Below are 12,012 nucleotides of genomic sequence, written 5' to 3'. Positions count from 1 at the left end.
GGATGAACGCGCTCGCCACCGGCCGGTTTCAGAACTCGGGTCTCAGAGCCCGACGCCGAAGTCGCGGGCGATGCCCTCGAGGCCCGAGGCGTAGCCCTGGCCGATGGCGCGGAACTTCCACTCGGCGCCGTTGCGGTACAGCTCGCCGAAGACCATGGCGGTCTCGGTCGAGGCGTCCTCGCTCAGGTCGTAGCGGGCCAGCTCGGTGCCGTTGGACCGGTCGACGACGCGAATGTAGGCGTTGCGGACCTGGCCGAAGCTCTGGCTGCGCGAGACGGCGTCGTAGATCGAGACCGGGAACACGATGGACTCGATGCTCGCCGGGGTGGTCGCGAGATCGACGTTGATGACCTCGTCGTCGCCCTCGCCCTCACCGGTGCGGTTGTCACCGGCGTGCTCGATCGCGCCCTCGGGGGACTTGAGGTTGTTGAAGAAGACGAAGTGCCCGGGGGACACGACCTTCTTGCTCGCGTCGACACCGATGGCACTGGCATCGAGATCGAAATCGGTTCCCGTGGTGGTCCGCAGGTCCCAGCCCAGGCCGACCGCTACCGCGGTCAGGCCCGGCGCCGCCTTGGTCAACGACACGTTGCCGCCCTTGGACAAACTCACACCCATGCCAACCATCTCCTGTCGATCGTTGTGCGGCGGGCTCTACCGAGCCCGCCGTCGCGTTTCGGAACCTACCGGGAACCGCGCCCGCGAGGGGCGCGTTGCCCGAGTGGGTCAGAACGTCAACATTCGGGACGCGAAAGTGGTTCCCCGCGCGGCCCCCGAAGCCAAACGCACACTAACACGTGCCACTGGATGGTTGGCCGGGCGCGGGTACGGGGTACGCACCCCCGGCATGCGGCGGTGACCGTCAGACCAGCGGCCCATGACATTTGCTGAGGAGTACATCTGAAGGCTGATCTTTTCCAGATCACACCGTGACGGTTGTCTTTCCCTCAATCCTTTGAATTAGCCTGCCAATAACTGAAGTACGGGAACTGCGAAGGAGGCCGGGCTGTGACGTCGGCGCGAACGGTCGTATCGGAACGCTCTGCCACCCAACCCGGTCTGCCGCGGGTGCTGGCACTGGACGCGGCACGCGGCATCGCCGTGCTGGGCATGTTCGCGGTGCACACCGGGCCGCCCGAGCAGGTGTTCGGTTCCGGCTGGCTCTCGGTTTTCGCGGGACGGTCGGCCGCGTTGTTCGCGGTGCTGGCGGGGGTCTCGCTGACCCTGATGTCCGGGGGTCGCACCCCGCGTACCGGGCGCGCGGGCCGGCGGGACCTGGTCCGCATCGCCGCGCGGGCGGTGCTCATCGCGGCGCTGGGACTCGCACTGGCGCAACTGCACTCGGGTATCGGGATCATGATCATCCTGACGTACTACGGGCTCTACTTCCTGCTCGCGCTGCCGCTGCTGCGTCTGGGCGCGCGAGCGCTGACCGTGCTCGCGGCGGGGTGGGCGATCGCGGGGCCGATCGCGTCGTTCCTGATTCGCGAGCACCTGGATCAGTCCACCGTCGGCGGTCACCCCGGCGCCGACATGCTCACCTCGTGGTCCGGACTCGGCGAGGCGGCCACGATGCTGATGTTCACCGGCGCGTACCCGGCCATCACCTGGATGCCGTTCGTGCTGGCCGGAATGGCGCTGGGCCGCTGGGGCATCCGGGAACTCCGCGCCCTGCCGCTGCTGGGCATCGGCGCGCTGCTGGCGCTCATCGGCTACGGCGGATCCTGGCTGCTGCAACATCCGTTCGGCGGGCGCGCCCACCTGGTGGATCTGTTGACCGGCCTCGGGGTCACCGACATCGATCCGGCGGTGATCATCGATCTGGCGGGTCTGGGCACCGTCGGCACCAACAGCTGGTGGTGGCTCACCATCGACAACGCCCACAGCGGAACCCCGTTCGAGATCTTCGGGTCCGTCGGCATCGCGTTCCTGGTGATCGGCGCGCTGACGGCGGTACTGCCCGCGGCCCGAATTCCCCTGTACCCCTTGATCTGCGCGGGCTCGTGCGCGCTGAGCCTCTATATCGTGCAGGTTGTCGCGGTCGCGGTGCTGGTGCCGCTGGATGCCGACACTCCCCCGGCCGGCGCGATCCACGGCCCGTCCTGGCAGCTCCTGGCGCTGCTGGTCATCGGCTCGCTGGTCCTGGCGACCCTGTGGCGCAGCATGTTCCGCCGCGGACCGGCGGAATGGCTGCTGCACCGGGTCACCATGGCCATCACCGACGCGCTCGTACCCGCCGATCCGCGCTGAGCACCCTCGACGTTCCCCGGCGTCGTGCAGGCCCCGGCGCGGGCGCGGCGGCGGCCGGGCCGCAGTTCATCACTCCGCAGCCCGGCGCGAACACTCCCCGGAGTCCGGCGGGACGGGCGGGTTGCGGGCGAGGCCGGCGGGTGCGGCGTGCGAGACTCGTGGGGCCGAAGAGGAGGAATGGGTTGGCCTACGTCAAAGCCGCCGAGCGGGAAGAGCAGATCGTCGCCGCGGCGATCCGGGTCCTGGGCGCGGTGGGCGTGGCGGGCACGACCCTGCGGGCGGTCGCCACCGAAGCCGGACTCCCCCTGGGCACCATGCACTACGTGTTCCCGTCCAAGGACAAGTTGCTGCGGGCGGTCATCGCGGCCGTCGAGCGCGACGTCGCCGCCGCGCTGCACGTCCGGGTGGACTCCGATCACGGTGTGGCGCAAGCTATTCGGCAGGCCGTGGACAATTTCTGGAGCTCGCTGGTCGAGAACGAGATCGGTCTGCAGGTGATGCAGTACGAACTGGCCATGTATTCCGCGCGCGACGACGGCGGCGCCGGCGGGCTCGGGCGACTCCAGTTTCAGGGCTACACCGCGCTCATCGCCGAGTCCTACGAGCGCGCGGCGACCGCGGCGGGCGAACGCTGCGCGGTCGACTACGACACCCTCGGCCGCCTGTCCCTGGCGATGATGGACGGGCTCATCATCCAGTACGTGACGAACCCCGATCCCGAGCGCGCACGGCGCGATCTCGACCACGCCGTCGACATGATCGTTCGCTTCGCCGATCCGCGGCCGATCGCGGCCGCCGCCGACTGACACCGGCAACGCCGCGACCCTTGCGTTCACCGGCCCGTTGTGGCTTACTGAAAAAAGTCGGTCGGTTGTACGACTTAGAGCGCCAGCGGTCGCCCTCACCCTCCGAGCGTGGCCTTCCGAACAGCAGCGATACCGAAGGGACGCCCGATGCAGCAGCAGCCGGCACAGGAGCACGACGCGATCCCCCGCACGACGGTGGCGGTGGTCGGGGCCGGATTCGCGGGCCTGCGCGCCGCCCGCGAACTTCGACGCCACGGTGTCGAGGTGATCGTGCTCGAGGCCGCCGACCGGCCGGGCGGGCGCGCGATGAGCGAGACCACGGCGCTGGGATCGCGCGTGGACCTCGGCGGCCAGTGGATCGGGCACGACCATCACCGGGTGACCGCGCTGGCCGCCGAACTCCGCCTCACCAAGTTCCCGATGCACACCGGGCGACTGCCCGTCATCGTCGAGGGCGCACGCCGAATCACGGTCGGCGGGCCCGCCATGCTCGGCGCCGTGGCCGCCCTCGTCGCACTGGAAGCGTTGTCCCGCACCGCGTTACCACGCAAACGGAACGACGTCACCGTGTCCGAGTGGCTGCGCCACGTGCCCGGGCGCACCATCCGGCGGCTGCTCGAGGTGATCGCCACGACGTCGTGGACGGCCGATCTCGACCGGTTCTCGGTCGACGCCATGGCCAGGATGATCCGCTCGCAGGGCGGACTCCGGACCATGCTGTCCACCCGAGGTGGCGCACAGGACTCCCTGCTGGTCGAGGGCATGGGTTCGCTGGCCGATGCCCTGGCCGCGGAGCTCGGCGATCGAGTTCGCCTGGGCCACGGCGTCGAATCGATCGTCGCCGACGGCGACGGTGTGCTCCTGCGCACGACGCACGGCGAGATTCGGGCCGAGAAGGCCATCGTCACCGTGCCGCCGCCCATGCTCGAGCGCATCGACTTCGACCCCGCGCTGCCCGCCGCGCACACCGACCTCGCCCGGAACACCTACATGGGATCGGTGTACAAGGCGATCGCGGTGTACGACCGGCCGTTCTGGCGCACCGGCCCGGGCGGGGAGTTCCTGGTGCTCGACACCCCCGGACGGGCGGCTTTCGACACGACCCCGCCGGGCGGTCCCGGCCACCTGTGCATCCTGGTCCCCGGCCCGGAAGCGCATCGGCTCGACGACCTGGATGACCGAGCGCGCCGCGACGCCGTCCTGCGCCCGCTGGCGCTGCATCTCGGACCCGAACTGCTCGAACCCGTGAGCTGGCACGAAAAGTCCTGGCATCGAGACGAATTCGTCGGCGGCGGCTACTTCGCGGTCCCCCTGCCCGGAACCACCGTCGGATTCCCGCCGGTCACGGCCGAGCCCACCGGTGACATCCATTGGGCAGGCACCGAAACCGCGGGCGATCATCCGGGTTATATCGAGGGCGCCCTCGAATCGGGAACGCGCGCGGCCGCAGAAGTATTGCGGGCGCTGTCCTCGCGATAGCGCGCCCTCCCCATTCGAATTCACGGGTCACGGTGAATCGGACTCCCGCGCGGCGCTTTTCGAGTACGTTCGGCAACAGGTTCTAGTTTGCCGGTGACTCGCGGCGACACCGTCTGGGGAGAGGGGCCGACCATGTCGGTTACGGACTACATCGTCATCGGTTCCGGCAGTGCCGGAGCCATTATCGCGCGCAGGCTGGCCGACTCCGGCGCGGCCGTCACACTCATCGAGGCGGGACGCCGGGACAACACCCGGCTGGTGCGCACGCCCGGCCTGATCGGCCCCATGCACGCGGTACCGCAGCTGAAGAAGACGATCGACTGGGGGCACTACACCGTCGAGCAGAAACACGCGCTGGGCCGCAAGGTCCCGCAGACGCACGGCAAGGTCGTGGGCGGCTCGAGTTCGATCAACGGCATGGTGTTCGTACGCGGCAATCAGCGCAATTTCGACGATTGGGCGGCCGCGGGCAATACCGGCTGGTCCTACGCGGACGTGCTGCCGAGTTTCAAGAAGTTCGAATCCTTCGAGGACGGCGCCAGCGAATTCCGCGGCGACGCCGGGCCGATCAAGGTGATTCGCCAGCGCGAGCTGACCGACGCTTCGACCTCGTTCATGTCGGCGCTGACCGAAACCACCGGCGTCGCACTGAATCCCGACTACAACGGCGCGGAACAGGACGGGGTGTCGCTGCTACAGCAGAGCAACAGCGAAGGCCTGCGATACAGCAGCTCGGTCGGATATCTCGACTCGCGGCCGAAGAACCTCACGGTGCTGGCGGACACCCACGTCACCCGCATCGTGATCGAGAACGGCCGGGCCACCGGGGTGCAGTACCGCACCGCGCACGGCACCCAGACCCTGCGGGCCGACCGCGAGATCATCGTCAGCGCGGGCACTTTCGGCTCCGCGCAACTGCTCATGCTCTCGGGCATCGGACCGGCCGATCACCTGCGGGCCTTCGACATCGAGGTCGCCGCCGATCTCCCGGTGGGCGACAACCTGCACGACCACCTGTTCGTGCCGATGAGCTTCGCCATGCCCAGCGCCGTGCACCGATCGGCGGCGGGCTACTTCGCCCGCGCCCTGATGCGGGAGACGCTGCGCAAGAACAGCACCTGGCTGGCGCGCAGCGTCTTCGAGGTCCTGGCGTTCCTGCGCACCCCGTACTCCACCGGCACACCGGACCTGCAATTGCACGTGCTGCCGTGGAGCTACCCCGGGCCGAACCAGGACGCGCCCGTCCGGCACACCCCTGATCCGCGCCGCGCGCTCACCGTCATGGTCACGATGATCTACCCGCAGAGCCGGGGCACCCTGCGCCTGACCTCCGCCGATCCCACCGCCGCACCGGCGATCGACCCCAACTATCTCGCCGAACAACGCGACCTGGACACCCTGGTGCACGGGATGGAGCTGACCCGCGAGATCATGGCGGCCCCGGCCATCGGCCCGGCGGTGGACGCCGAAATCGAGCCCGGCACACGGCATCCCGGCCGCGCCGAACTGGCGGCCGAGGTGCCCAATCGAGCCACCACCGTCTACCACCCGGTCGGCACCTGCCGCATGGGCGTGGACGAGCGGGCGGTCGTGGACCCGATGCTTCGCGTGCGCGGCATCCAGAGCCTGCGGGTGGCCGACGCCTCGATCATGCCCAGCATCGTCGGCGGCAACACCAACGCGTCCACCATGATGATCGGCGAACACGCGGCGGCGCTGATCCTGGGCTGACGCCATGCCGGCACCGGGGGGTGGATTCACGCGGTCGCGCTCCGGCCACCCCTCACACACTGCCGGGGCGAGGGGGTTCGCCGATTCGCGCTGCCGGGCGTCCAACCGCGGCTTCGGCCCGGATAGGGGGAGCGCGCTGGGGCGTCACCGCGCTGCCTGGCCCAGCGCGGATCCCACGCAGCCGGACGGTCCCGTGCAACACTCCTCGCGGCGTTGACGATCAAACCCTGGAGTGGACAGCGCACTCGGGGGCACAGCGGTGCCCCGGCTCGATCAGCTCGGTATCCGTAAACGATGGCCGCACGGCCTTTTGGGAGGATTTCGAATGAAGGAGCGCATGGTCGCTGCCGCACGAGTCACGGCCGCCGCGGTTCCGGTTCTCGGACTCGCCGCGGTCTTCGGTTCCGGAACGGCGCAGGCCGCGCCGGAAGACTGCGTCATCACACGAGATCTCATCAGCGCCTCGGCGACCTGCAGCGATGTCGACGCGCCGCCCGGGCGCGAGTACACGGTGGTCGTCGAGTGCTGGGGGCTGGCCGGTATTCCCAATGCCTGGCCGCTCATGGGCATCGGCCCGTACCGCGGCAGCTGGGGCGGGTCGTTCGGACCGGCCGGACAGGGTGCGTCCTCCTGCCTCGGGCCGGCGAGCGTCGGCGGCGTGACGAACGCGTACGTGCGGGTCTACCGGGAGTGAGGTTTCCGAACCCCGCCGTAGATCCCGCGCCACACGATGAACGGCTGTAGCGCGGACCAGGCGGGAATCGGGTAGCCCCGGCCGGCCGGGTCGAAGATCTCGAGCACGTTGCGCTGCGGCCCGACCACCGATCCCCAGCGCCGGGCCGCCGGAACGAACGGTTTCAACGATCCACCCGTCAATTCGGCCCGAATGTTGTGCGCCAGTAGGCCGTCCGCCCGGCTGCGCGCCGAGTTGCGCAGCGGATCGGTGGCGGCGACATCGCCGATCGCGAAGACCCCGGGGGCGTCGGGAACCCGCAGATAGTCGTCAACCGCGACGAAACCGCCGTCGTCCAGCACCTTGCCGGGCAGCCAGTCCGTGTTCGGCCGGACCCGCCCGATGGTCCAGAGCACGGCGTCCGCGGCGCTCGCGGGCTGGCCGGTGCTCCACTCGACCGGGCCGGTGGTGATCTCGTCGCAGCCGAATCCCTCGGGGACCCGCGCACGGTGGTGCGGGTGCAGGCCGACGCCGAGGCGCTCGAGCCGTCCGCGCAGGGTGCGCCAGACCCGGCGATGATGCTGCGGCAGTGCGTGTTCGCCGGGGAAGTACAGATCCACGCGCTTGCCCGGCCAGGCGGTCGCCGCGTTCAGCGCGCTACTGACCGCCGCCGCGCCGCCACCGAGCACCAGCACCGAGTCCGCGGCCGCGAGCCGTTCGTGCGCGGCGGTGATCCCGGCCTCGACCTCGTCGTCGGTCTGCAGGCCGGGTGTGCGCCAGAAGCCGTTACTCACCCCGGTCGAGATCACCAGCGCGTCGTACGACTCCGACCGCGCGGCTCCGGCGGAATCGGTGAGCTCGAGGCGGCGTGCGCCGAAATCCACGCCGGACACCGTCCCGTGCACGATCCGCACCCCGTCCAGCCGGCGGTAGCGGTCGAAGGACACCCGGTAGTCGCGCGCCCACTCGCGCGGGCGCGCCAGTCGCAGGCCGAGCTCCTGCCCGCTGACCAGGCCGGGCTTGCTCGAAATACCCACCACGTCCACATGTTTCGCGAGGTGGATCGCGGTGAGGAGGCCGGTGTCGCCCAGCCCGGCGATCACGACGCGCGGCCGGCTCACGCCGCCGTCCCCGATCGCGGTTCGGTCGTACCCATTCGCCGACCGTACTGCAACGCGTTCTAGTTCGTGGGGTTCTGCGTGTCACCGGCCCCGGAGCGGGAGGCCGCCCCGGGTCCCGGTCGCATCCGGGCCGAGCACTCCCCCGAACCGGGAGCCTTGCCGGTCAGCCGCTCACCGCGACCGAATCATCGTGCGCGGCTTCCTTTCCGGTGGACTCGGCCGCCAGCGGGCTCGGCCACCAGACGCGAGAGCCGATCAGCGCGAACAGGGCCGGAATGACCACCGTGCGGACCACGAAGGTGTCGAGCAGAATGCCGATGCCCACCACGATGCCGAGCTGGGTCAGCGTGATCAGCGGCAGTACACCCAGGACACAGAACACCGCGGCCAGGACCAGACCCGCGCTGGTGATGACCGCGCCGGTGGAGGACACCGCGCGCACCATGCCGTGCCGGGTGCCGTACTCGGGGGTCTCCTCGCGCGCCCGGGTGACCAGGAAGATCGTGTAGTCCACGCCCAGGGCGACCAGGAACAGGAACGCGAACAGCGGTACGGCGGTGTCCATGGCCGGGAATCCGAACAGGTGCACGCTCACCCAGCTGCCCAGGCCCAGCGCGGCCAGCGCGCCGAGCACGGTGACCGCGACCAGCAGCAGCGCCGCGGGCACCGCGCGCAGCAGACCGAGCAGCACCACGCAGACGACGAGCAGGATCAGCGGGATGATCACCATCCGATCGCGCGCGGCGGCATCGCTGGAATCCAGTGCGCGCGCGTCGTTTCCGCCCACCAGGGCATCGGCCCCGGGCACCGCTCCCACGCGATCGCGCAGGGCCTGCACGGTGTCGAAGGCGTCGTGCGAACCGGGTGCGCCGGAGATGAGCACGGTCCAGCGGGACCAGCCGGACTCCGATGTTCCGGTCGCGGCCGCGCGCACCACCCCGGGCGTCCCGGCGAGCAGTTCGCCGACCGCCGGTGCGGCCGAGGTCCGCGCGACGACCTGGGTCGGGTCGGCCGCACCGGACGGGAAATACTGTGCGAGGGTGTCGAATCCGCTGACCGACTCGGTGCGGGTGCGGAACTGCTCGGTCTGGGACAGGCCGACGTCGACGGTGAACAGTCCCAGGGTGCACACGCTCAGCAGCGCCAGGGTGGCCGCGGCGATGGGCACCGGCTTCGCCACCACCCGGGTCGCGACCCGATGCCAGATTCCCTCTTCGACACGGTCGCGGTCGTCGGGGCGCGGAACGTAGGGCCAGAAGACGTTTCGACCGCACAGCGCCAGCGCGGCGGGCAGGCCGAGCAGCACGAACAACAGGGCCACCAGCAGTCCGGTCGCGGCGAAGAGTCCGAGACTGCGGGTGCTGGGCACGGAGGCGAGCAGCAGGACCAGCAGAGCCAGGACCACGGTCAGATTGCTGGCCAGAATGGCAGGCCCGGCCCGGCGCACCGCGTGCCACAGCGCACGGCGGTGATCGGGCGTGCGGTGCAACTCGTCGCGATAGCGGGAGATGAGCAGCAGCGCGTAGTTGGTGCCCGCGCCGAAGACCAGCACGCTGGTGATGCCGGAGGTCGATCCGTCGAAGGAGAGCCCGGTCAGCTGGGACAGGCCCGTGCCCACGCTGACCACGACCCGGTCCGCCAGGCCGATGATCACCAGCGGGATCAGCCACAGCACCGGCGAGCGGTAGGTCAGGATCAGCAGTGCCGCAACGACTATGGCGGTGACCGCCAGCAGGGTGACGTCGGCGCCCGCGAAGGCGTCGGCGATGTCACCGGCGAACGCGGGCCCGCCGGTGATCTCGACCGTCAGGTCCGCGGGCAGATCCCGGCGCGCGGCCTCGCGGACCTCGGTGATGTGTTCGGTGAGCGCGGAGCCGTCGAGGGCGCCCGAGACGGGCACCTGCCCGATCGCGGCCTGCCCGCCTGGTGCGGTCTGCAGGGGGACCGCGGGGTCGGGGGTACCGCCCGCGGCCCGGGTGGCGCGCTCGACGACGGCGCGGGCCGCGGTGAGATCGGCCTCGGTCAGCGGCGCGTCATCGGTGCGGGTGACCACCGCGATGGCCACCGACCGGTCCGCGTCCGGGAACTGTTTCAGGATCTCGGTGATGCGCGCGGACTGCGCCGAATCGGGCACCGAGCGCGGGGCCTGCCCGGCGGCGTCGTTCTTGCCTATTCCGCCGATCAGCGCTCCGGCCAGCAGAAACAGGGCGACCAGCAGCAGCCACGACCTCCGGTGGCTGACCAGACTTGCGTACCGATTCCAGAAGCTCACCCGGAAAATCTTTCATGTATTTAATTATTAAGCAAATGAGAGATTAGCGGGCTAGGCTGTTGCGGTGATCGAGAACGACGGCGCCGACGCGGAGGCCACTCGGCAGCGCTTTGTGCTCGAAACCGAGATCGGCGCGGATCTGCGCGCCCTGACAGCGGTGTCCGAGCAGCTCGGGCACGTGTTCGCCCGGTCGAACAATCTGCGCGCCAATGACTTCCGCGCGCTGCTTCATATCGCCACCGCCGAGTTCGCCGGCCGCCCGCTCACCTCGGGGCAACTGGGCAAGCTCATGGGCATGTCCTCGGCCGCCATGACCTATCTCGTGGAGCGGATGATCGAATCCGGCCACCTGCGCCGCGCCACGGACCCAAACGATCGCCGGCGGGTCCTGCTCTACCACGACGCGCCCGGGCGGGCCGCCGCCGAGGACTTCTTCCTGCCCCTGGGCCATCGCAACCGCGCCGCCATGACCGAGTTCTCCGACGCCGAGTTGCACACCGCCCACCGCGTGCTCACCGCGATCACCGCGGCCCTGCACGAGCACCTCGACGAGGTCGGCGAGTAGCCGCCGCAGCGCCCGGCCACCGCGTCGCCGAGGTATCCGGACACGAAACAGCCCTCCGTCGCGCGATGACGGAGGGCTGCGGTGCGCGGGGAATCAGCTGGGAAGGTGCGTGATGATGTCCGCGGCAATGGCTTTCACCGCACCGACGGAGTCGTCGATGCTACCGAACCCCTTGAAGGTCAGAATCACCACGGCATTGCCCTTGCGGGCCGCGACGCGCGCATCCGACTGCGGGATCACCGCGTAGGCGTACGAGCCCGACATCAGATACGCCTTGTCGAACTGCGGCAGGGTGATCTCACCGATCTGCGGGTCGTGATGACTGGCTTCGAAACTGCGGACGGCGTCGTCATAGCTGTCGGTGAAGAGCTTCTCCGCGGCCGGGGTCAGGGTGAGCCCGAGTTCGATCTGGGTCGGCGGGCGCGTCGCGGATTCGACCGCCCAGGAGGGGGCATAGGTGCTGACCCCGTCCTTGTTGTTCATACCGCTGAACGCCTGCGAGGCGCAGCTGGCCCCGGGCACGTAGACGTCCAGCATCGCCTTGGTGACCAGTTCGCATTCCTTGTCGACCGCGAGGAAGGTCTTGCTGAGCACCGGGCTCTTGTCCGAATCCGAACTCGTGCCGGTTGCCACCGCGACGCCGACGCCGATGACCACCAAGGCCAGCGCGGCGACCCCGGCGATCCACGGCCCGCGCGAGGAGGAGGGCGCGGGTGCGGCGGGTACGCGACGACCGACGGTGGTCTTCTTGTTCTGGATATCGGGTTCGGTTGATCCCCCGGTGAGCGTCATCGTGTACTGCCCTATTCCTCTGTCGATCTCGATGTCGACTGAAGATAACAGACGCGCAGTTCCGGGGCTGCGGCCGAATCCGCCGAATTGCGTTGGCTCACAGCGCTAATTGATGGCGATGGGTTAACCGTGAGCAGCCGCGGATATCCCCGTCGCGCGCAATGTCCACCACGGCAATATATTCCGGTCCCAGGTGCGGACACACGAGCGCTCCGGCCCCGGCTTGGGGGGGGTGGGCGGGGGGGGGGCTAAGCGTGGGTGTTGGGGGGGTTGGGGGGCCGGTCAACCGGAGAGGAGGGGCACGCGGGGGGGGCGGGGGGCAC

General features: G+C 69.8%; 10 protein-coding genes. 6 read left to right on the top strand and 4 right to left on the bottom strand.

Features of this window, described 5'->3' with window-relative positions; all coding sequences use genetic code 11:
• Positions 1-42: 42 nt before the first annotated feature.
• The gene (locus ABZ319_RS10805) at positions 43-618 is read right to left on the bottom strand and encodes a TerD family protein (RefSeq protein WP_354986147.1); all 576 of its coding nucleotides are present in this window, start codon (positions 616-618) and stop codon (positions 43-45) included.
• 390 nt (positions 619-1,008) lie between these two features.
• On the opposite strand from ABZ319_RS10805, the gene ABZ319_RS10800 reads away from it, so the two are divergent.
• The 5 genes from ABZ319_RS10800 to ABZ319_RS10780 all read left to right on the top strand — a co-directional run bounded on the left by ABZ319_RS10800 (position 1,009) and on the right by ABZ319_RS10780 (position 6,960).
• Entirely contained in the window at positions 1,009-2,250 is a 1,242-nt protein-coding gene (locus tag ABZ319_RS10800) for a heparan-alpha-glucosaminide N-acetyltransferase domain-containing protein (protein WP_354986146.1), read from the top strand.
• Positions 2,251-2,432: 182 nt separating this feature from the next.
• Positions 2,433-3,056 (top strand): TetR family transcriptional regulator, encoded by a 624-nt coding sequence (locus ABZ319_RS10795; RefSeq protein WP_354986145.1) that lies wholly within the window; start codon positions 2,433-2,435, stop codon positions 3,054-3,056.
• 147 nt (positions 3,057-3,203) lie between these two features.
• Entirely contained in the window at positions 3,204-4,535 is a 1,332-nt protein-coding gene (locus tag ABZ319_RS10790; protein ID WP_354986144.1) for an FAD-dependent oxidoreductase, read from the top strand.
• Positions 4,536-4,667: 132 nt separating this feature from the next.
• Positions 4,668-6,266 (top strand): FAD-dependent oxidoreductase, encoded by a 1,599-nt coding sequence (locus ABZ319_RS10785; RefSeq protein ID WP_354986143.1) that lies wholly within the window; start codon positions 4,668-4,670, stop codon positions 6,264-6,266.
• 325 nt (positions 6,267-6,591) lie between these two features.
• Positions 6,592-6,960 carry a hypothetical protein gene (locus ABZ319_RS10780; RefSeq protein ID WP_354986142.1) on the top strand — a complete coding sequence of 123 codons (369 nt, stop codon included), beginning with the start codon at positions 6,592-6,594 and terminating at the stop codon, positions 6,958-6,960.
• Here the strand turns inward: ABZ319_RS10780 and ABZ319_RS10775 are convergent.
• Positions 6,948-8,060 (bottom strand): FAD-dependent oxidoreductase, encoded by a 1,113-nt coding sequence (locus ABZ319_RS10775; RefSeq protein ID WP_354986141.1) that lies wholly within the window; start codon positions 8,058-8,060, stop codon positions 6,948-6,950. The genes ABZ319_RS10780 and ABZ319_RS10775 overlap by 13 nt on opposite strands.
• A gap of 163 nt (positions 8,061-8,223) precedes the next feature.
• A complete protein-coding gene (locus ABZ319_RS10770) occupies positions 8,224-10,332 on the bottom strand; it encodes an MMPL family transporter (RefSeq protein WP_354986140.1) in 2,109 nt (702 codons plus the stop codon).
• Positions 10,333-10,399: 67 nt separating this feature from the next.
• Here ABZ319_RS10770 and ABZ319_RS10765 point away from each other — a divergent pair, with 67 nt between their 5' ends.
• A complete protein-coding gene (locus ABZ319_RS10765) occupies positions 10,400-10,897 on the top strand; it encodes a MarR family transcriptional regulator (protein ID WP_354986240.1) in 498 nt (165 codons plus the stop codon).
• A 93-nt stretch (positions 10,898-10,990) separates the two neighbouring features.
• On the opposite strand, the gene ABZ319_RS10760 is transcribed toward ABZ319_RS10765, so the two are convergent.
• Complete coding sequence (locus ABZ319_RS10760) at positions 10,991-11,689, bottom strand: hypothetical protein (protein WP_354986139.1); 699 nt, start codon at positions 11,687-11,689, stop codon at positions 10,991-10,993.
• Between the last annotated feature and the right edge of the window lie 323 nt (positions 11,690-12,012).

Origin of the sequence: Nocardia sp. NPDC005978 (assembly GCF_040614455.1) — a bacterium.
In the GTDB taxonomy this organism is placed as follows: Bacteria; Actinomycetota; Actinomycetes; order Mycobacteriales; family Mycobacteriaceae; genus Nocardia.
Note: the sequence above shows the minus strand (reverse complement) of the source record. Positions and strands in the feature narration are given on the sequence as shown.